At 73.7% G+C, this 20743-nt stretch carries 16 protein-coding genes and 1 pseudogene; 14 read left to right on the top strand and 3 right to left on the bottom strand.

Annotated features, from left to right (window positions below):
* Positions 1-211 precede the first annotated feature (211 nt).
* Positions 212-1906, top strand: coding sequence for a dihydroxy-acid dehydratase (ilvD, locus tag BJZ21_RS13040; protein ID WP_179664150.1), 1695 nt, complete (start codon positions 212-214; stop codon positions 1904-1906).
* A gap of 70 nt (positions 1907-1976) precedes the next feature.
* Positions 1977-3230 (top strand): aminotransferase class V-fold PLP-dependent enzyme, encoded by a 1254-nt coding sequence (locus BJZ21_RS13035; RefSeq protein WP_179664149.1) that lies wholly within the window; start codon positions 1977-1979, stop codon positions 3228-3230.
* On the opposite strand, the gene BJZ21_RS13030 is transcribed toward BJZ21_RS13035, so the two are convergent.
* Positions 3116-4141 (bottom strand): DMT family transporter, encoded by a 1026-nt coding sequence (locus BJZ21_RS13030; protein ID WP_179664148.1) that lies wholly within the window; start codon positions 4139-4141, stop codon positions 3116-3118. The genes BJZ21_RS13035 and BJZ21_RS13030 overlap by 115 nt on opposite strands.
* Before the next feature lie 201 nt (positions 4142-4342).
* Here BJZ21_RS13030 and BJZ21_RS13025 point away from each other — a divergent pair, with 201 nt between their 5' ends.
* From BJZ21_RS13025 to BJZ21_RS12975, 11 genes and pseudogenes are all read left to right on the top strand, one after another.
* On the top strand, positions 4343-5329 hold the full coding sequence (locus BJZ21_RS13025; RefSeq protein WP_179664147.1) for a GlxA family transcriptional regulator: 987 nt from the start codon (positions 4343-4345) through the stop codon (positions 5327-5329).
* Positions 5330-5517: 188 nt separating this feature from the next.
* Complete coding sequence (locus BJZ21_RS13020; RefSeq protein ID WP_179664146.1) at positions 5518-5934, top strand: VOC family protein; 417 nt, start codon at positions 5518-5520, stop codon at positions 5932-5934.
* Positions 5931-6602, top strand: a complete 672-nt coding sequence (locus BJZ21_RS13015; protein WP_179664145.1) for a VOC family protein — start codon at positions 5931-5933, stop codon at positions 6600-6602. Before BJZ21_RS13020 ends, BJZ21_RS13015 begins: the two co-directional genes overlap by 4 nt.
* 255 nt (positions 6603-6857) lie before the next feature.
* Positions 6858-8624 (top strand): acetolactate synthase large subunit, encoded by a 1767-nt coding sequence (locus BJZ21_RS13010; RefSeq protein ID WP_246298499.1) that lies wholly within the window; start codon positions 6858-6860, stop codon positions 8622-8624.
* Complete coding sequence (gene ilvN / locus BJZ21_RS13005) at positions 8621-9166, top strand: acetolactate synthase small subunit (protein ID WP_179664143.1); 546 nt, start codon at positions 8621-8623, stop codon at positions 9164-9166. Before BJZ21_RS13010 ends, ilvN begins: the two co-directional genes overlap by 4 nt.
* 57 nt (positions 9167-9223) lie before the next feature.
* Positions 9224-10264, top strand: a pseudogene (ilvC, locus tag BJZ21_RS13000) (ketol-acid reductoisomerase); the annotation flags it as partial.
* Positions 10265-10418: 154 nt separating this feature from the next.
* Entirely contained in the window at positions 10419-11150 is a 732-nt protein-coding gene (locus BJZ21_RS12995; RefSeq protein WP_179664141.1) for a DsbA family protein, read from the top strand.
* 456 nt (positions 11151-11606) lie between these two features.
* Positions 11607-12524: an iron uptake transporter permease EfeU gene (efeU, locus tag BJZ21_RS12990; RefSeq protein WP_179664140.1), complete on the top strand. Its 918-nt coding sequence runs from the start codon at positions 11607-11609 to the stop codon at positions 12522-12524.
* A gap of 106 nt (positions 12525-12630) precedes the next feature.
* Complete coding sequence (gene efeO / locus BJZ21_RS12985) at positions 12631-13800, top strand: iron uptake system protein EfeO (RefSeq protein ID WP_179664139.1); 1170 nt, start codon at positions 12631-12633, stop codon at positions 13798-13800.
* A 2-nt stretch (positions 13801-13802) separates the two neighbouring features.
* Positions 13803-15152 carry an iron uptake transporter deferrochelatase/peroxidase subunit gene (gene efeB / locus BJZ21_RS12980; protein WP_179664138.1) on the top strand — a complete coding sequence of 450 codons (1350 nt, stop codon included), beginning with the start codon at positions 13803-13805 and terminating at the stop codon, positions 15150-15152.
* A gap of 117 nt (positions 15153-15269) precedes the next feature.
* On the top strand, positions 15270-15773 hold the full coding sequence (locus BJZ21_RS12975; protein WP_179664137.1) for a GNAT family N-acetyltransferase: 504 nt from the start codon (positions 15270-15272) through the stop codon (positions 15771-15773).
* Positions 15774-15777: 4 nt separating this feature from the next.
* Here the strand turns inward: BJZ21_RS12975 and BJZ21_RS12970 are convergent, their stop codons facing one another.
* Positions 15778-17430 carry an ABC-F family ATP-binding cassette domain-containing protein gene (locus tag BJZ21_RS12970; RefSeq protein ID WP_179664136.1) on the bottom strand — a complete coding sequence of 551 codons (1653 nt, stop codon included), beginning with the start codon at positions 17428-17430 and terminating at the stop codon, positions 15778-15780.
* A gap of 188 nt (positions 17431-17618) precedes the next feature.
* On the opposite strand from BJZ21_RS12970, the gene serA reads away from it, so the two are divergent.
* The gene (gene serA, locus BJZ21_RS12965) at positions 17619-19205 is read left to right on the top strand and encodes a phosphoglycerate dehydrogenase (RefSeq protein ID WP_179664135.1); all 1587 of its coding nucleotides are present in this window, start codon (positions 17619-17621) and stop codon (positions 19203-19205) included.
* Between the two features lie 50 nt (positions 19206-19255).
* On the opposite strand, the gene yczR is transcribed toward serA, so the two are convergent.
* Positions 19256-20719, bottom strand: a complete 1464-nt coding sequence (gene yczR, locus BJZ21_RS12960; RefSeq protein WP_179664134.1) for a MocR-like transcription factor YczR — start codon at positions 20717-20719, stop codon at positions 19256-19258.
* Between the last annotated feature and the right edge of the window lie 24 nt (positions 20720-20743).

The following is a 20743-nucleotide window of genomic DNA, read 5'->3' as shown; positions in this document are numbered from 1 at the left end:
GATGTGGTCCGGACCACAAGCACCGTGAACCGGCGTGGCGGGCGCGCGGCGCCGGTGCCGGCGCCCCCGATCACGGGTGGCCGCGGGCGGTCCGGCGGGCGGTCCGGCGGGCGGTTCCGCGGACGGTTCCGCGGGCGGTCCCGCGGTGGGGGCCTCTCGCGGACCGAACGCGGCGCCGGACCGGCCCGCCGGCGCGGCTAGTCTCCTCGCCATGACCGACGAGCGACCCCAGGACGGCCGGATCGACATCAAGCCCCGCTCTCGCGACGTCACCGACGGGTTGGAGCGGGCCGCCGCCCGCGGCATGCTCCGCGCGGTGGGCATGGGCGACGAGGACTTCGCCAAGCCGCAGATCGGGGTCGCCTCGAGCTGGAACGAGATCACCCCCTGCAACCTCTCGCTCGACCGGCTGGCCAAGGCCGTGAAGAACGGCGTGCACGCCGCCGGCGGCTACCCGCTGGAGTTCGGGACCATCTCGGTGTCCGACGGCATCTCGATGGGTCACGAGGGCATGCACTTCTCGCTGGTCTCCCGCGAGGTGATCGCCGACTCGGTCGAGACCGTGATGATGGCCGAGCGGCTCGACGGCTCGGTGCTGCTGGCCGGCTGTGACAAGTCGCTGCCCGGCATGCTGATGGCCGCCGCCCGCCTCGACCTGTCCAGCGTCTTCCTCTACGCCGGCTCGACGATGCCGGGCCAGGTCGACGGCCAGGACGTCACGATCATCGACGCCTTCGAGGCCGTCGGCGCCTGCCTGGCCGGCCGGATCAGCCGCGAGGAGGTGGACCGGATCGAGCGCGCCATCTGTCCCGGCGAGGGCGCCTGCGGCGGCATGTACACCGCCAACACCATGGCGTCGGTCGCCGAGGCCATCGGCATGTCGCTGCCGGGCTCCGCGGCCCCGCCGGCGGTCGACCGGCGCCGCGACGGCTTCGCCCACCGCTCCGGCGAGGCGGTCGTCAACCTGCTGCGCCAGGGCATCACCGCCCGCCAGATCATGACCCGGGAGGCGTTCGAGAACGCCATCACCGTGGTGATGGCGCTGGGAGGGTCGACCAACGCGGTGCTGCACCTGCTGGCGATGGCCCGCGAGGCGGAGGTGGACCTGACCATCGACGACTTCAACCGGATCGGCGACAAGGTGCCGCATCTCGGCGACCTCAAGCCGTTCGGCCGCTACGTGATGAACGACGTCGACAAGATCGGCGGCATCCCCGTGGTGATGAAGGCGCTGCTCGACGCCGGCCTGATGCACGGCGACGTCCTGACCGTCACCGGGCGGACCATGGCCGAGAACCTCGAGGACCTGGCACCGCCGGCCCTCGACGACGACGTGATCCGCCGGCTCGACCGGCCGATCCATAAGACCGGTGGCCTGACCATCCTCAAGGGCTCGCTGGCGCCTGAGGGCGCGGTCGTGAAGTCCGCCGGCTTCGACGAGTCGGTGTTCTCCGGCACCGCCCGGGTCTTCGACGGCGAGCGCGCCGCGATGGACGCGCTCGCCGCGGGTCAGATCGTCGCCGGCGACGTGGTGGTCATCCGCTACGAGGGCCCCAAGGGCGGACCGGGGATGCGCGAGATGCTCGCGATCACCGGCGCGATCAAGGGCGCCGGGCTCGGCAAGGACGTGCTGCTGCTGACCGACGGCCGCTTCTCCGGGGGTACGACGGGGCTGTGCGTCGGGCACGTCGCCCCCGAGGCGGCCGACGGCGGCCCGATCGCGTTCGTGCGCGACGGCGACCCGATCACCCTCGACGTGGCGAACCGGCTGCTCGAGGTCGAGATCGACGACCTCGAGGCGCGTCGGCCGGGCTGGCAGCCCAACCCCCCGAAGTACACCCGCGGCGTGCTCGGCAAGTACGCCAAGGTGGTGCAGTCCGCGGCGCACGGCGCCGTCACCAGCTGACGCCGGGATACCTGGGACACCTGGGCCACCCGGAGCGCTCGGGCTCCCGGGCTGCGGTAGACATGTCCGCGTGACCCACAGCACCGCAGGCCGCCCCGCCGACCCGACCACCCCCTCGACGGCCGAGCGGCTCGACCGCGACGACCCGCTGGCGTCGTACCGGGACCGCTTCGTCGGCGCCGCGAGCCCGCTGGTCTACTTCGACGGCAACTCGCTGGGACGACCGCTGCAGGGGACGGCGGAGCGGCTGGCCCGCTTCGTCACCGAGGAGTGGGGCGGGCGGCTGATCCGCGGCTGGGACGAGCGGTGGATGGAGCTGCCCGCGGCGATCGGCGACGAGATCGGCCGGGTCTGCCTCGGGGCCGGCCCCGGCCAGACCGTCATCGGCGACTCCACGACGGTGCTGCTCTACAAGGCGATGCGCGCCGCGCTGGCCGCGCGCCCCGGGCGCGCGGAGATCGTCGTGGACCGCGACAACTTCCCGACCGACCGGTTCCTGGCCGAGGGCCTGGCGCAGGAGTGCGGGGCCACCCTGAGGTGGCTCGACGTGGACACCTCCACGGGCGTGAGCGCCGAGCAGCTGGCCGCGGCGGTCGGCCCGGGCACGGCGCTGGTCGTGCTCAGCCACGTCGCCTACCGGTCGGCCTGGCTCGCCGACATGCCCGAGCTGACCCGGATCGCCCACGAGGCCGGCGCGCTGGTCCTCTGGGACCTCAGCCACTCGGTGGGGTCGGTGCCGATGCAGCTGGACAACTGGGAGGTCGACCTCGCCGTCGGCTGCACCTACAAGTACCTCAACGGGGGCCCCGGGGCGCCCGCCTTCATCTACGTCGCCGCCCACCACCAGGGCGTGCTGGTGCAGCCGATCCAGGGCTGGATCGGCGCCGCCGACCCGTTCCGGATGGGCCCCGAGTACGCCCCGGCGCAGGGGATCCGCCGCTTCCTCTCCGGCACCCCGCCGATCCTCGGCATGCTGGCGATGCAGGACATGCTCGCGCTGATCGACGAGGCCGGCATGGACGCGGTGCGCCGGAAGTCGGTCGCGCTGACGGAGTACGCCGTACAGCTCGCCGCCGAGCTGCTCGCGCCGGCCGGGGTGGTGCTGGCCTCCCCGCTCGACCCGGACCGGCGCGGCGGCCACGTCACCCTCAACCACCCGGGGATGCGGGAGGCGACCGCCGCGCTCTGGCGCCGCGACGTGATCCCCGACTACCGCGACCCCGAGGGGCTGAGGATCGGGCTGTCGCCGCTGTCGACCTCGTTCGCCGAGGTCCGGCGCGGGCTCGAGGCGGTCGCGGAGGTGCTCGCCGCGCCGGCTCGCTGAGCTCGCCGCCCGTCCCGGCGGCCCAGCAGGTTGTTGGCCACGAGGGCGCCCAGCGTGAGGGCCACGCCGACCAGCTCGCCCGCGTGCGGGGCGTCGCCGCGCAGCGCCTGGATGGTGAACGTCGTGACCGGGACCAGGTTGATGAACAGCACGCCGTCCTGGGCGCCGAGGACCCGCATCGCGTGGTTCCAGCACAGCACGGCCACCACCGCGGCGACGACGATCACGTAGGCCAGCTGCCAGCCGATCGCCGCGACGTCGCCGGCGGTCGGCACCACGAGGACCCCCGCGGCCGAGAGGGCCAGCGCCAGCACGACGATCACCACGCTGCCGGCCGTGGCGCTCAGCGCGGTGTAGCGCAGCGGCGACCACTGCGGGAACCCCGCGGCCCCGGTCGTGTAGACGACCCACGAGGTGGCCCCCAGGAGCACCAGCAGGTCGCCCCGGTTGAGGCCGCCGTGCAGCACCGCGGCGGGGTCGCCGTCGCCCAGGACGGTGGCCACCCCCACCAGGGCCACGGCCCCGGTGGCCCAGGTGAGCGGCCTGGGCCGGACGCCGGTCCGCGCCCAGAGCACGAACGCCGTGAGCAGCGGCATCGTCGAGACGATCAGCGAGGCCGCCTGCGGCGTGGTCCACCGCAGGCCGACGAACGCGAGCAGGTTGAACCCGGCGAACCCGATCGTGCCCAGCGCGGCGACCGGCAGCAGCTGCCGGGAGGGCGTGAACGCGGCGCGGCCCTCGCGGAATGCGAGGAGCACCAGGAACACCACGCTGGCGGCGCCGTACCTCAGCGCGGTCTGCCACACCGCGTCGACGTGCGCGAACGCGGACTCGGCCACCACGAACATGCCGCCCCACGACAGCGTGGTGACCGTGGCGGCGAGGAGGGCGGGGGGACGGCTGCTGGACATCGGCGGGCTCTTTCGTCGTCGGGGGATGGTCCGGCCAGCGTGCAACCGGTACCGCCGCCGCACCAGTGGCCCGGGGGACGGCTCCCGCTCGGTTCGGGCCAACAACGATCGGATGGCCCGAATCCATCGGGAGCTGGCCCGTGGGCCACCCTCGGACGGCGGCCGGCGGCCCTAGGATCGGTCCGTCGAGAGGAGCCCCCGATGGCCGTGATCGTCGTGGTCGCGATGGACCGCACCCCGTTGTTCCACCTGTCGGTGCCGTGCGAGGTGCTCGGCGCGGACCGAAGCGACATGGGGCTGCCCCGGCACGACGTCCGGGTGGCGCGGGTCGGGCGGGGGCCGGTGCGGTCCAGCAGCGGGGTGACGCTGCAGGCGCCGTACGGCCTGGAGGCGCTCGACGACGCCGAGGTCGTGATCGTCCCCTGGTGGGGGCGGCTCGAGGACGAGCAGCTGCCGGCCCGGTTGCTCACCGGCCTGCGGCGGGCGCACGCGCGGGGCGCCCGCATCGTCGGGCTCTGCGGGGGCGCCTTCGCGCTCGCCGAGGCGGGGCTGCTCGACGGGCGGCGGGCGACCACGCACTGGAGGTACGCCGAGGAGCTGGCGGCCCGCTACCCGCAGGTCCGGGTCGATCCGCGCGTGCTCTACGTCGACGAGGGCGACGTGCTCACCTCCGCCGGCACTGCGGCGGCGATCGACCTGTGCCTGCACCTGTTGCGCTCGCTCAGCGGCGCCGAGGTCGCCAACGCCGTCGCCCGGCGGATGGTCGTGCCGCCGCACCGCGCCGGCGGCCAGGCCCAGTACGTCGACGTGCCGGTCCCCGATGTCCGCGCCGACGACGGGCTCGCGAGCGCGATGCGCTGGGCGCTGGAGCACCTCGACCGGCCGCTCGGCGTCGAGGAGCTCGCCGAGCAGGCGGTGATGAGCCGGCGCACCTTCACCCGGCAGTTCCGCCGGCGCACCGGCACCAGCGCCCACCAGTGGCTGCTGCAGCAGCGCACGATCCTCGCCCAACGCTTGCTCGAGACCACCGACCTCCCGGTCGAGCTCGTCGCCGGGCGCAGCGGCTTCGGCTCCGCGGTGACGCTGCGGACCCACTTCCAGCGCACGCTCGGCACCTCACCGCGCGACTACCGCGCCACCTTCTCCCGCGCGGCGCACCCCGAGCCGGAGCGGATCGCCGCGGTCTGAGGTCGAGACGGCACTCGCGTCAACACTCAGCGCGCCGAGACGGCACTCGCGTCAACACTCAGCGCGCCGAGACGGCGGTCGTGGTGGCTGTCCGGGTCGCGACCGTCCGGTCCGCGATCGCGCGTCCCCGGCTGGGGCGGGGCGGCCGGCCGGCGCGCGCCGTCCGCGGGCTGTGCCAGAGTGACCGGATGGACCAGCGCGTCAGCTTCATCACCCTGGCCGTGCACGACCTCGACGCCACCCGTCGCTTCTACCTCGACGGCCTGGGCTGGACGGCCGACCTCGACGTGCCGGGGGAGGTGCTGATGATCCCGGTGGGGGAGCACCTGGTGCTGTCGCTGTGGCACGAGGCCGGCTTCGAGGCCGAGGTCGGAGCGATCCGACGCGGCCCGGGGCTCGCGCCGCTCACGCTGGCCCACAACGTGGCCAGCCGTGAGGAGGTCGACGCCGTGCTCGAGACCGCCCGACGGGCCGGGGCGGACCCGGTCCAGGACGCGCAGGAGCGTGCGTGGGGCGGCTACACGGGCTACTTCGGCGACCCCGACGGGTTCCGCTGGGAGGTCGCCTGGAACCCCGGCCCGATCGGTGAGAAGGTGCTGCCGTGACCGACGACCGGGTGATCCTCGACGGCGCCGCCGTCGAGGCCGAGGGGCTGACCGACTGGCGCCTGCTCTTCCAGGCCCTGCACGCCCGGTTCCGCACCGGCGACTTCGCCACCGGGCTGCGCCTGGTGCAGGCGGTCGGCGAGGCCGCCGAGGAGATGGACCACCACCCCGACCTGGACCTGCGCTACGGCCAGCTGCACGTGCGGTTGTTCAGCCACGACGTCTTCGGGGTCACCCGGCGCGACGTCCGGCTGGCGCGCCGGATCAGCGGGCTGGCCGCCGAGCTCGGCGTCACCGCCGACGTCGCCGCCCCGCAGGTCCTGGAGATCGCCCTCGACGCCGTGGACGCGGCCGCGGTCCGGCCGTTCTGGCGGGCGGTGCTGGCGCTGGAGGACTCCCCGGTCGACGACGAGCTGATCGACCGGGGCGGCATCCTGCCCACCCTGTGGTTCCAGGCCACCGACCCGCACGAGCCGCCCCGCCAGCGGTTCCACCTCGACATCCGGGTGCCCCCGGAGCAGGCCGAGGGGCGGGTCCGGGCCGCGCTCGAGGCCGGCGGCACCCTGGTCAGTGACGACCGCGCCCCGACGTTCTGGGTGCTGGCCGACCCCGAGGGCAACCGGGCCTGCGTCACGACGTGGGTCGGTCGGGGTGCCCCCTCCGCCTGAGTGGCCACGATGTGGGACCGTTGTCCCAGATGTTGGGACGAGTGGCAGACTCGGTTCCAGCCGCGAGGGCCGAGGGCTAGGTTGGACGCATGCGCCAGCAGATTCTCGTACGCACGCGACGCGTGAGCTGAGTCCACCGATCTCAGCACGCGCGTCGTCCCCCTCGTTGCCTCGCGGCCGAGGGGTTTTTTGTTGCCGGACGACCCCGGCCGGGAACCGCCGGCCCACCACACCGCGAAGATGAGGAACCAACCGATGAGCGAACAGGTCACGGGCGCGCAGAGCCTGGTGAAGTCGCTGGAGGCCGCAGGGGCGGAGAACATCTTCGGCATCCCCGGCGGCGCGATCCTCCCGGCGTACGACCCCCTCATGGACTCCACCGCGATCCGGCACATCCTCGTGCGCCACGAGCAGGGGGCCGGCCACGCGGCGCAGGGGTACGCCGCGGCCACCGGCAAGGTCGGCGTCTGCATGGCCACCTCGGGGCCGGGCGCGACCAACCTGGTCACGCCGCTGGCCGACGCGCACATGGACTCGGTGCCGCTGGTCGCGGTCACCGGCCAGGTCGGCGCCTCGATGATCGGCACCGACGCCTTCCAGGAGGCCGACATCCGCGGCATCACGATGCCGATCACCAAGCACAACTTCCTGGTCACCGACCCCGCCGAGATCCCCCGGACCGTCGCGGAGGCGTTCTACCTCGCCTCGACCGGGCGGCCCGGGCCGGTGCTGGTCGACGTCGCGAAGTCGGCGCTGCAGGCCATGACGACGTACTCGTGGCCGACCGAGCTGCAGCTGCCCGGCTACCGCCCGGTGACCAAGCCGCACTCCAAGCAGATCCGCGAGGCCGCGCGGCTGATCCTCGAGTCGAGGCGTCCGGTGCTCTACGTCGGCGGCGGCACCATCCGCTCCGGCGCCACCGCCGAGCTGCGGGTGCTCGCCGAGCTCACCGGGATGCCGGTCGTGACCACGCTGATGGCGCGCGGCGCGTTCCCCGACAGTCACCCCCAGCACCTCGGCATGCCCGGCATGCACGGCACCGTGGCCGCGGTCGCCGGCCTGCAGCGCAGCGACCTGATCATCAGCCTCGGCGCCCGCTTCGACGACCGGGTCACCGGCAACCTCGACTCGTTCGCGCCGGGCGCGAAGGTCATCCACGCCGACATCGATCCCGCCGAGATCAGCAAGAACCGGGTCGCGGACGTCCCGATCGTGGGCGATGCCCGGGAGGTGATCAGCGACCTCATCGTGGCGCTGAAGTCCGCCGCGGACGCCGGGCACACCGGTGACTACGAGGCCTGGGTGGACTTCCTCGCCGACACCAAGAAGCGCTACCCGCTGGGGTACGACGAGCCCTCGGACGGTGGCCTGGCCCCGCAGTACGTCATCGAGCGGCTCGGCCGGCTGGCCGGCCCGGACGCGATCTTCGCCTCGGGCGTCGGTCAGCACCAGATGTGGGCCGCCCACTTCATCCAGTACGAGAAGCCCGGGACGTGGCTGAACTCCGGCGGGCTGGGGACCATGGGCTACTCGGTGCCGGCCGCCATGGGCGCCAAGGTCGGCTGCCCCGACCGCACGGTCTGGTCGATCGACGGCGACGGCTGCTTCCAGATGACCAACCAGGAGCTGGCCACCTGCGCGATCAACGACATCCCGATCAAGGTCGCGGTGATCAACAACGAGTCGCTGGGCATGGTGCGGCAGTGGCAGACGCTCTTCTACAACGAGCGCTACTCGAACACCGACCTCCACTCGAAGCGGATCCCGGACTTCGTCAAGCTCGCCGAGGCCTACGGCTGCGTGGGCCTCTCGTGCGAGAGCCCCTCCGAGGTCGATGCGACGATCCGGAAGGCGATGGAGATCGACGACGTGCCGGTGGTCGTGGACTTCCGGGTCCACCGCGACGCGATGGTGTGGCCGATGGTCGCCGCCGGCACGAGCAACGACGACATCAAGTACGCCCGCGACATGGCGCCGAGGTTCGACGGCGTGGACGACGACTGGGAGGTCCGGGACGCATGAGCAAGCACACCCTGTCGGTGCTGGTGGAGAACAAGCCGGGCGTGCTGGCGCGCATCGCCGGCCTGTTCAGCCGGCGCGGCTTCAACATCGACTCGCTGGCGGTGGGCCCGACCGAGCACGACGAGATCTCGCGGATGACGATCGTCGTCAATGTCGAGGAGTCGCCGCTCGAGCAGGTGACCAAGCAGCTGAACAAGCTGGTCGAGGTCATCAAGATCGTCGAGCTCGACGGGCCGGCCTCGGTCAACCGGGAGCTGCTGCTGGTCAAGGTCAAGGCGGATGCCGAGTCCCGCGGCCAGGTCCTCGACGCGGTCGCGCTGTTCAAGGCCCGCGTGGTCGACGTGGCGACCGACGCGGTGACCATCGAGATCACCGGCAACACCGACAAGCTCGCGGCGTTCCTCAAGGTCGTCGAGCCCTTCGGGGTCCGCGAGCTCGTGCAGTCCGGCATGGTCGCGATCGGCCGCGGCTCGCGGTCCATCAGCGAGCGCACCATGCGCCCGGTGCCGATCCCCGCGCCGCGGTCCGCGGTCGCCGGCTGAGCGGCGCCCCCGCAACCCCCGACGTGCCTACCTGACGTACAGAGAAGACAACAAGAAGGAGAAGCCCCCGTGGCTGAGATGTTCTACGACGACGACGCCGACCTGGCCCTGATCCAGGGCAAGAGCGTGGCGGTGATCGGCTACGGCAGCCAGGGCCACGCCCACGCGCTGTCCCTGCGTGACTCGGGCGTCGACGTGCGCGTCGGGCTGCAGCCCGGCTCGAAGAGCCGCGCCAAGGCCGAGGCCGAGGGCCTGCGGGTGCTCACCCCCGCCGAGGCGGTGGAGGAGTCCGACGTCGTCGTGATCCTCGCCCCCGACCAGCACCAGCGCAAGCTGTACGCCGAGGAGATCGAGCCGCACCTCGCCGAGGGCGACACCCTGGTCTTCGGCCACGGCTTCAACATCCGGTTCGGCTACATCACCCCGCCGGCCGGCGTCGACGTGTTCATGGTCGCCCCCAAGGGCCCCGGGCACCTGGTCCGCCGCGAGTACGTCGACGGGCGCGGCGTGCCGGTGCTTGTGGCGGTCGAGAAGGACGAGTCGGGCAAGGCCTGGGACCTCGCGCTGTCCTATGCCAAGGCCATCGGCGGCCTGCGCGCGGGCGGCATCAAGACCACCTTCACCGAGGAGACCGAGACCGACCTGTTCGGCGAGCAGGCGGTGCTCTGCGGTGGCGCCAGCAAGCTGGTGCAGTACGGCTTCGAGGTGCTCACCGAGGCCGGCTACCAGCCCGAGGTCGCCTACTTCGAGTGCCTGCACGAGCTGAAGCTGATCGTCGACCTGATGTACGAGGGCGGCATCGCCAAGCAGCGCTGGTCGGTCTCCGACACCGCCGAGTACGGCGACTACGTCTCCGGCCCGCGGGTCATCGACGAGCGCGTCAAGGAGAACATGAAGGCCGTCCTCGAGGACATCAAGAACGGCTCCTTCGCGCAGCGCTTCATCGACGACCAGGAGGCCGGCTCGCCGGAGTTCAAGAAGTTCCGCGAGGAGGCCGAGCAGCACCCGATCGAGAAGACCGGGCGCGAGCTGCGGAAGCTGATGTCGTGGGTGAAGTCCCACGACTCCGACTACGTCGAGGGCACCTCCGCCCGCTGACCTGCCTGCTGCCCTCGCCGAGTCGGCGCTGGTTGACACCTCCCACGGTGTCGGTCGGCGCCGACTCGCGCGTTCTGGGGCGCTCCGGCCGCCGTGGACCCGGTCCCGCCGGTCCGTCGGAATAGCCCGGGGGTGGCGGACGGTTCCACCCAGCGTGCTTATCGAGATCTGGAGTGACATCGTCTGCCCGTGGTGCTACGTCGGCAAGCGCCGGCTGGAGGGGGCGCTGGCGCGGTTCGAAGCGGCCCACCCCGAGGCGAGCGAGCAGGTGGAGGTCGTCTACCGCTCCTTCGAGCTCGACCCGAGCGCGCCCCGGCACGGCCACGAGCCCACGACCGGGGTGCTCGCCCGCAAGTACGGCCGCACCGAGGCCGAGATGCGCCAGATGCAGCAGCAGCTCATCGACGTGGCCGCCGGCGAGGGGCTGGCGTTCCGGCTCTTCGACAACGTGCACACCAACACCGTCGACGCGCACCGACTGCTCCACCTGGCGCTCGACGAGGGCGGGCCGAGCCTGCAGCGGGAGCTGAAGGAGGCGCTGCTCGCGGCGTACTTCCTCGACGCGCGCGACGTCGGCGACCACGGCGTGCTCGCCTCGGCGGCGGCCGCGGTGGGGCTCGACGAGATCCGGGTCAAGGAGGTGCTCACCTCCGACGCGTACGCCGCCGAGGTGCGGGCCGACATCGACCAGGCCCGGGCGTACGGCGCCACCGGCGTGCCGTTCTACGTGCTCGACCAGAAGTACGGCGTGTCCGGTGCGCAGCCCGGTGAGGTCTTCGACCAGGTCCTGGAGCGGGCCTGGGCCGACGCCCGCCCGAGCCTGCAGGTGATCGGGGACGGGGCCGGTGGGGGAGAGACCTGCGGCCCCGACGGCTGCGCCCTCTGACGACTCGGCGCTGATTGACGCGCAGCCGCGCCCAGTCGGCGCAGGTTGTCGCGTAGGTACGTCGAGTCGGCGCAGGTTGACGCGTAGGTACGTCGAGTCGGCGCAGGTTGACGCGCAGATACGCCGAGTCGGCGCAGGTTGACGCGTAGGTACGTCGAGTCGGCGCAGGTTGACGCGCATCGGGTGTCAACGGGCGCCGACTCGGCGTGCTCCCGGGTGTCAACGGGCGCCGACTCGGCGTACTCCCGGGTGTCAAGGAGCGCCGACTCGGCGTACCCGGGTGTCAACGAGCGCCGACTCGGCGTGCCCGGGGTGTCAACGAGCGCCGACTCGGCGTACTCGGGGGAGTCGGTGTGGCCGAGGTCGCAGGGCGGGACGGGTTCACGCGTCGAGGTGCCATGTGTAAGGTTAGGCGTGCCTAAGTAAGGACAGCCTCACCGCACCGAAGGACATCCCGTGATCGGCAACTACCTGATCGGCCTCCGCGAGGGACTCGAGGCCTCGCTCGTCGTGAGCATCCTGGTCGCCTACCTCGTCAGGTCCGACCGACGGCACCTGCTGCCCCGGATCTGGAGCGGCGTGGCGCTGGCCGTGGCGATCAGCCTCGGGTTCGGCGCGTTGCTCACGTGGGGCCCCAGCGGGCTGACCTTCGAGGCGCAGGAGGCCATCGGCGGGACGCTCTCGATCGTCGCGGTCGGGTTCGTGACCTGGATGATCTTCTGGATGGCCCGCGCCGCCCGTGCGATGGGCGGGGAGCTGCGCGGCCGGATCGACAAGGCCGCCGAGGGGGCCCGCTGGTCGCTCGTCGTGGTGGCGGTGCTGGCCGTCGGCCGGGAGGGCCTCGAGACGGCGCTGTTCCTGTGGGCGGCCACCGAGGCCGGCACCCGCGACGCCGCCGGGGCCGCGGCCACCGCGACCTGGCAGCCGCTGCTCGGCGCCGCCCTCGGCCTCGCGACCGCGGTGGTGCTCGGCTACCTGATCTACCGCGGCGCGGTGAAGATCAACCTGAGCCGCTTCTTCGCCTGGACCGGTGGGTTCCTGATCATCGTCGCCGCCGGTGTCCTGTCCTACGGCGTGCACGACCTGCAGGAGGCCGGCATCCTGCCGGGCCTGACCACCATCGCCTTCGACGTCTCCGGCGCGATCCCGCCGAGCTCGTGGTACGCCACGCTGCTCAAGGGCGTCTTCAACTTCTCGCCGACCACCACGGTCCTCGAGGCCGCCGCCTGGCTGCTCTACGTCGTGCCCACGATGACGCTCTTCGTGCGCGGCATCCGCCGCCGCGCGGTCGCCCCGCCGGTCGCCCCGTCGGCTGGCCACCCCGGCCAGTCGGCCCAGCGGACCCAGCCCGCGACGGCCCCGGCCGCCCGCTGACCCGTCAGCCCCGACGCAGCCGCTGAGCGGCCGCCGCGCGGTCGCTGCGGTCCCGCGACGCGCCGTACCACCCCTGCCCACCCCACGAAGCCCGAGACGGACTCCGATGCGCCTTCCCCTGCCCCTGCTCGCCGCGACCCTGGTCGCCCTGCCCGCGCTGGCCGCCTGCACCCAGAACGCCGCCTCCGAGACGACCGGCTCCTCCGGTGACGGCACCGTGACCGTCAGCTCGACCGACGACGCCTGCCGGCTCTCCAGCACCGAGGCCCCCTCGGGCAGGCTCACCTTCGAGGTCACCAACGACGGCTCGCAGGTCACCGAGTTCTACCTGCTCGACCAGGACGGCAAGCGGATCGTCGGCGAGGTCGAAAACATCGGACCGCAGCTGACCCGGCAGCTCGTCGTGCAGGCCGCCCCCGGCACCTACACGACCGCCTGCAAGCCGGGCATGAAGGGCGACGGCATCCGCGCGGACTTCACCGTCACCGACTCCGGCACGAAGGTCGAGACCTCCGCCGACGAGCAGGCGATGGTCGAGGAGGCGCAGGAGGACTACCGCGCCTGGGTCCAGCAGCAGTCCGACCTCCTGGTGCAGCGCACCCGGGCGTTCGTCGAGGCCTACGAGGCCGGCGACGACCGCACCGCCAAGGCGCTCTACCCGCGGGCGCGCACGCCCTGGGAGCGGATCGAGACCGTCGCGGAGTCGTTCGGCGACCTGGACCCGAGGATGGACGCCCGCGAGGTGGACCTCGAGCCCGGCCAGGAGTGGACCGGCTGGCACCGCCTCGAGAAGGACCTGTGGCCGGCCCGCGCCGAGAAGTACGCCTCGCTGACGCAGCAGCAGCGCAAGCAGTACGCCGAGGGCCTGCTCGCCAACACCGTGGACCTCGACAAGCGGATCGGCGGTCTCACCTTCACCGTCGACCAGATCGCCAACGGCTCGCGCGGCCTGCTCGAGGAGGTCGCCAAGAGCAAGGTGAGCGGTGAGGAGGAGTACTGGTCGCGGACCGACCTCTACGACTTCCAGGCCAACGTCGACGGCGCGCGCAAGGCGCTCGACGTGCTCACGCCGCTGCTCCGGGCCCGGGACCCCCAGCTGCTCACGACGCTGCAGCACCGGTTCGACGCGCTGCAGCAGCTGCTCGACGCCCAGCGCTCCGGGGACGGGTTCCGCTCCTACGACCAGCTCTCCCAGCAGCAGGTGCACCGGCTCGCCGACGCCGTCAACGCGGTGGCGGAGCCGCTGTCCCGGCTGACCGCGGCGGTGATCTCCTGACCATGCAGCAGCGATCGGGGCAGCAGCGACCCGACCAGCAGCGACCCGACCAGCAGCGACCCGACCTGCAGCGACTCGAGCAGCCGCCGGCGCCGCGCGGCGCCCGGGTCTCCCGGCGCGGGCTGATCGGCGGCGGCGCGGCCGCGGCCGGACTGGCCGGCGCGTTCGTGGCCGGTCACGCCAGCGCCCAGTCGCCGTCGGGGACGTCGGCCGGGACCTCGTCGTACGCGTTCCGCGGCGCCCACCAGGCCGGCATCGTCACGCCCGCCCAGGACCGGCTGCACTTCGCGGCCTTCGACGTCACGACCGGCTCGCGCGCGCAGCTGGTCGCGCTGCTCAGGGCCTGGACCGACGCCGCGGAGCGGATGACCCGGGGGCTGCCGGCCGGCGGCGGCGCCGTGGAGGGCGCACCCGACCTGCCCCCCGACGACACCGGCGAGGCCATCGGGCTGCCGGCCAGCGGCCTGACCATCACCTTCGGCTTCGGGCCCGGACTGTTCCGCGACGCCCACGGCCGGGACCGGTTCGGCATCGCCGACCGGCGGCCGGCCGCCCTGGCGCAGCTGCCGCACTTCCCCGGCGACGTGCTCGACGAGGCGCGGTCGTACGGCGACCTCTGCGTGCAGGCCTGCGCGGACGACCCGCAGGTGGCGGTGCACGCGATCCGCAACCTGGCCCGGATCGGCTTCGGCACGGTGGCCGTGCGCTGGTCGCAGCTGGGCTTCGGGCGCACCTCCACCACCTCGACGTCGCAGTCGACCCCCCGGAACCTGTTCGGCTTCAAGGACGGCACCCACAACGTCAAGGCCGAGCAGGCCAGCGCGGTCGACGAGCACGTCTGGGTCGCCGCCGGTGACGACCCGGCGGCCGAGTGGCTGGCCGGCGGCTCCTACCTGGTGGCCCGGCGCTTCGACATGGCCATCGAGGTCTGGGACCGCCAGACGCTCGGCGACCAGGAGGACTCGATCGGCCGCACCAAGGGCACCGGGGCGCCGCTGTCGGGTGGCGGGGAGTTCACCCGCCCGGACTTCACGATGGCCGGCAGCCACGGCCCGGTCATCCCGGAGGACGCCCACGTCAGCGTCGTGCACCCCGACCACAACGGCGGGGCCCGGATGCTGCGGCGCGGCTACAACTTCGTCGACGGCACCGATGCGCTGGGCGGGCTGAACGCCGGGCTGTTCTTCCTCGCCTACGTCCGTGACCCGCGGACCCAGTTCATCCCGATCCAGGCCAAGATGGCCAAGGCGGACGCGCTCATGGAGTACCTCCAGGTGACCGGGTCGGCGCTGTTCGCCGTGCCTCCCGGGGCCGGGGCGGGGGAGCACGTCGGGCAGGCCCTGTTCACCTGAGGTTCGCCTGACGCTCGCCTGACGCCGGGACACCCGGTCCAGACACTGCCCGGTTGTCCCGTGCCCACGGGACGGGGCGCCTCCTACGCTGCTCGTCCACCCGACAGGAGGACGACGATGACCGCCGAGACCTGGCTGCCCGAGGACTGGCAGCACCCCACCCGCGTCGAGCTCCCGACCGGCCACCACCTGCGCCCGATCCACCCCGACGACACCGAGCTCGACCTGCCCGCGGTGATGGGCTCGCGCGACCGGCTGTGGTCGATCTACGGCGAGGCGTGGGGCTGGCCGCCGGCGGCCATGACCGCCGAGCAGGACCGCGCGGACCTGCAGCACCACTGGGACGAGGCGCTCGCCCACGAGTCGTTCAACTACGCCCTCTTCGACGCCGGGGAGACCGAGCTGGTCGGCTGCGTCTACATCGACCCGACCGACAAGGCGGGCGCGGACGCCGACATCTCCTGGTGGGTGCGTGACGAGTACGTCGGCTCCCCGGTCGCCGCCGCCCTCGACGAGCTGGTGCCCCGGTGGATCGCCGCGGACTGGCCGCTGCACCGGCCGAGGTACGTCGGCCGCGACCTGAGCTGGGCCGAGTGGCTGGCGATCCCGCGCGAGCGCTGAGCGGTCAGAGTGCCCGGACGGTGACGACGCCGGCCTCGACGTGCCAGCGGTGGGTGAGGCCGACCGCCTCGACCAGCGCCTCGTCGTGGCTGACCAGCAGCAGCGTGCCGGCGTAGTCCGCGAGCGCGGACTCCAGCTGCTCGATCGCCGCGACGTCGAGGTGGTTGGTCGGCTCGTCGAGCACCAGCACGTTGACCTCGCGGGCCTGGAACAGCGCCATCAGCGCCCGGGTCCGCTCGCCCATCGACAGGGTGCGGGCGGGCCGGTCGACGTGCTCGCTGCCGAGGCCGAACTTGGCCAGCAGCGTGCGCACCTCCCCGCGATCCGGCTCCTGCCCGCCCACGCCGGCCAGCTCCCGGCGTACGACGTCGGCCACCGGCCGGTCGGTCTCCAGCAGCGTGCGCCGCTGGTCCAGCACGCCCAGCCGCACCCGCGAGCCGAGCGTGTGGCGACCGCCGTCCAGCGGCAGCTCGCCGAGCAGCGCGCCCACCAGCGTGGTCTTGCCGCTGCCGTTGTCGCCGCTGATCGCGACCCGGTCCCCGCGGCCGAGCCCGAGGTCGACCGGGCCGAGCCGGAAGTCGCCGCGGACCACCACGGCCCGGTCCAGCGACGCGACCACGGCCGCGGGCTCCGGCCCGGCGGCGATCGCGTAGCGCAGCTCCCACTCCTTGCGCGGCTGCTCGACGACCTCCAGGCGGTCGGCGGCGGCGCGCAGCCGGGAGCCCTTCGCCGCCTGCCGGTCGGCGCGGGCGCGGTGCTTCTCGCGGATGTGCTTGTCGGGTTCGCCACCGGCGGAGACGTTGCGCTGCCCCTGCGCGGCCCACTCCTCGCGCCGACGCGCCTGGGCGACCAGGTCGTCGCGTCGCGCCGCATAGGTCTCGTACGCCGACCGGGCCTGCCGCCGCGCCAGCGCCCGGGCCTCGGCGTACTCCGACCACCCCCCGGCGTAGTGGCCGATCCGCTGCTGGGCCAGGTCCAGCTCGACGACCCGGGTGGCGACGGTGTCCAGGAACGCCCGGTCGTGGCTCGCGACCAGCACCGGGCCCTCGTGCCCGACGACGAAGTCGGTCATCAGCGCCAGGCCCCGCGCGTCGAGGTCGTTGGTCGGCTCGTCGAGCAGCAGCACGTCGTACCTGCTGAGCAGCACCGCGACCAGGGCCGCCCGCGCGGCCTGCCCGCCCGAGAGGCTGCCGAGGGGACGGCCGGGGTCGACGTCCAGGCCCACCGGCCCGGCGACCTGCGGGAGCCGGTCCTCCAGGTCGGCCGCCCCCAGCGCGAGCCAGCGCTCCAGCGCCGTGGCGTAGCGGTCCTCGGCGCCCGGGTCGCCGGCGGCGAGCGCGGTCGCGGCCCGCTCGAGCTCCAGGTCCGCGGCGGCCACGCCGGTACGCCGGCGGGCGTAGGCCAGCAGCGACTCCGCCGGGTCGGGGACCACCTGCGGCAGCCAGCCGATGGTGGCGTCACGCGGCGCGAGCCGGACCGACCCGGTCTCGACCGGGAGGTCGCCGACGATCGTGCGCATCAGCGTGGACTTGCCGGACCCGTTGGGCCCGACGACGGCGGTCACGCTGCCGTCGGCGAGCACCAGGTCGAGGCCGCGGAAGAGGGTGCGGGCGGCGAACGAGACGTCGAGGCCCGCGACGGTGAGGGTGGTGGACATGCTGCTCCGGAGCTGATCGGTTCGGTCCCGCGGGGGCGGGTGGGGCAGGGCGATCAGGCGAGGTCCACGCCGCCACCCTACCGACCGTCCCGGTCACCGACACAGCCATTTTCGCCGGCCCGCTCGGGTAGGGTGGGAGACCGCACAGCGTCGTGCGTCCCTGCCGGCACCCCGCACGAGGACCCGCTGTGACCAAGCCCGTCGTACTGCTCGCCGAAGAGCTGAGTCCCGCCACGGTCGACGCCCTCGGGCCGGACTTCGACATCCGCACCTGCGACGGCGCCGACCGCGGCGCGCTGCTGGCCGCGCTCCCAGACGCCGAGGCGGTGCTGGTGCGCTCGGCCACCCGGATCGACGCCGAGGCGCTGGCCGCGGCGCCGCGGCTGAAGGTGGTCGCCCGCGCCGGGGTCGGGCTCGACAACGTCGACGTGCGCGCCGCCACCCAGGCCGGGGTGATGGTGGTGAACGCGCCGACCTCCAACATCGTCTCCGCCGCCGAGCTGGCCGTCGGGTTGATGCTGGCCGCGGCCCGGCACCTCTCCGCCGCCCACCAGTCGCTGCGGAAGGGGGAGTGGCAGCGGTCGCGCTACACGGGGACCGAGCTCTACGGCAAGACCGTGGGCATCGTCGGGCTCGGCCGGATCGGCGTGCTCGTGGCGCAGCGGCTGGCGGCGTTCGGGATGCAGCTGCTCGCCTACGACCCCTACGTCCAGGCCGGCCGGGCGGCGCAGCTGGGCGTCCGGCTCGTCGACCTGGACACGCTGCTGGCGCAGGCGGACTTCATGTCCGTGCACCTGCCGCGCACGCCGGAGACCGTCGGCCTGATCGGGGCCGAGCAGCTGGCCCGGGTCAAGCCGTCGCTGGTGCTCGTCAACGCCGCCCGCGGCGGGATCGTCGACGAGGAGGCGCTCTACGCCGCGCTCAAGGAGGGCCGGGTGGCCGGCGCCGGGCTGGACGTCTTCGCCCGCGAGCCGAGCACCGACAGCCCGCTGCTCGAGCTCGACAACGTGGTGGCGACCCCGCACCTGGGGGCCTCGACCGACGAGGCCCAGGAGAAGGCCGGGCTGGCCGTGGCGCGCTCGGTGCGGCTGGCCCTGGAGGGCGAGCTGGTGCCCGACGCGGTCAACGTGCAGGGCGGGGTGATCGCCGAGGACGTGCGGCCCGGCATCCCGCTCACCGAGAAGCTCGGGCGGATCTTCACCGGGCTGGCCGGGGAGGTCTGCCAGCAGCTCGACGTCGAGGTGCGCGGCGAGATCGCCGACTTCGACGTGAAGGTGCTCGAGCTGGCCGCGCTGAAGGGGCTGTTCACCGACATCGTCGGCGAGCAGGTGTCCTACGTGAACGCGCCGCTGCTGGCCGCCGAGCGCGGCTGCGCCGTACGCCTGGTGACCGAGCCGGAGAGCCCCGACCACCGCAACCTGATCACGCTGCGCGGCACGCTCGCGGACGGCTCCCAGGTGTCGGTGGGCGGCACCCTGATCGGCCTGGCCCACAAGGAGCGGCTGGTCGAGGTCAACGGCTTCGACGTCGACATCGAGCCGACCGAGCACCTGGCGTTCTTCAGCTACGGCGACCGGCCCGGGATGGTCGGCACCGTGGGCGGCATCCTCGGCGACGCCGGGGTCAACATCGCCGGCATGCAGGTGGTCCGCGACAGCGCCGGCGGCCGGGCGCTGGTGGTGCTCTCCGTGGACTCCCGGATCCCCGCCGAGGCGCTGGTCGAGATCCAGCACGCGATGGACGCCACCTCGGTGCGCGCGGTCGACCTGGCCTGACCGAGCCCCGCCCCCGACCGGGGCCGGATCGCCGCCGACCGCGCGAGCGGTCAGGCGACCATCACCCGGCCCGACCCCCGGCCGGACCCGCGTCCGGCGCCGCGGGAGGGGCCGCCGGCGCGGCCCCGGACGACCGCCCAGGCGGTCGCCAGCCGGTCCACGGCGGTCTCCAGCTCGGCGACCGGCCGGGTCCAGGGGATCCGCACGAACCGGTCGAGGCCACCCTCGGCGGCGAAGACCGGACCCGGCGCGACGATCACCCCGTGCCGCTCGGCCTCGGTGGCCAGCGCGGTGCCGAGCGGGCCGGGGAGCTCGCACCACAGCGCGAGGCCGCCGCCGGGGACGACGAAGCGCCACTCCGGCAGCGCCCCGGCGACCCGGCGCACCAGCGCGTCGCGCTGCTCGCGCAGGCGCGCCCGGTGCTCGGCCAGCACCTGGGCGGGGTCGGCCAGCAGCCGCGCCAGCACCAGCTGCTCCATCACCGGCGTCCCGAGGTCGAGGGAGACCCGGGCCTCGGTCAGCTGCTCCATCCGCTCGTGCGGCGCCCGGATCCACCCCAGCCGCAGCCCGCCCCAGAAGGTCTTGCTGGCGCTGCCGATCGTGATCGCGTCGGGGGCGTGGGCCGCGAACGGCCGCGGCATCGGCCGCCCGTCCAGCGCCAGCGCCTGGTGGGCCTCGTCGACGACCGCGGTCGTGCCCGAGCGTCGCAGGTGCGCGGCGTACTGCTCGCGCTGCACGTCGGACATCAGGTGCCCGGTCGGGTTCTGGAAGTCGGGGATCAGGTACGCCAGCCGGGGCCGCGTCCGGCGCAGCGTGTCCGCGACCGCGGCGAGGTCCCAGCCGGTCGGGTCCACCTCGCTGACCACCAGCCGGGCCCCGGCGTGCCGGATCGCCTCGGTCGCGTTGGGGTAGACCGGCGACTCGACCAGCACCCGCTGGCCGGGGCCGCTGCACGCCTGGGCCACCACCGAGGTCGCGCTCAGCGCCCCCGGGGTGACCATGACCTGCGAGGGGTCGGTCGGCAGCCCGCGGGCGTCGTAGGTCGCGGCGATGGCGGCCTGCAGCTGCGGCAGCCCGGCCGGGAAGTAGCCGTGCCCGCCCAGGTAGGCGGGCAGCTCGGCGGCGGCCTCGGCGTACGCCGTGGCGAGGCCGGGCGGGGCGGAGGCCGCGGCGCAGTTCAGGTCGATCGCGTCCTGGTCGCCGGGCCGGGGGAGCAGGGCCCGGTCGTGGGCGCGGGCCCGGCCGCCCGGCACCGTCGTGTAGGTGCCCGAGCCCTGCCGGGCCTCGGCGTACCCGGTCTCCCGCAGCGCGGCGTAGGCCCGGGTCACCGTGGTCCGGGAGACCCCGAGCGCCTCGGTCAGCTCCCGCTCGCTGGGCAGCCGGGCGCCGAGCCCGATCCGGCCGTCGCCGATCAGGAGCGTGAGTGCCTCGGCGAGGCCGGCGTAGGCGGGGCTGCGGTCGAAGTCGCCGATCAGGGCGGCGACTCGCGTCGCGCTCACGGTGGACTGGCTCATGCAGGCCACTGTTCCACAATTGGC

The sequence above is a fragment of the Nocardioides panaciterrulae genome (assembly GCF_013409645.1).
Taxonomy (GTDB): Bacteria; Actinomycetota; Actinomycetes; order Propionibacteriales; family Nocardioidaceae; genus Nocardioides; species Nocardioides panaciterrulae.
This window is presented reverse-complemented; position numbering and strand designations above follow the sequence as displayed.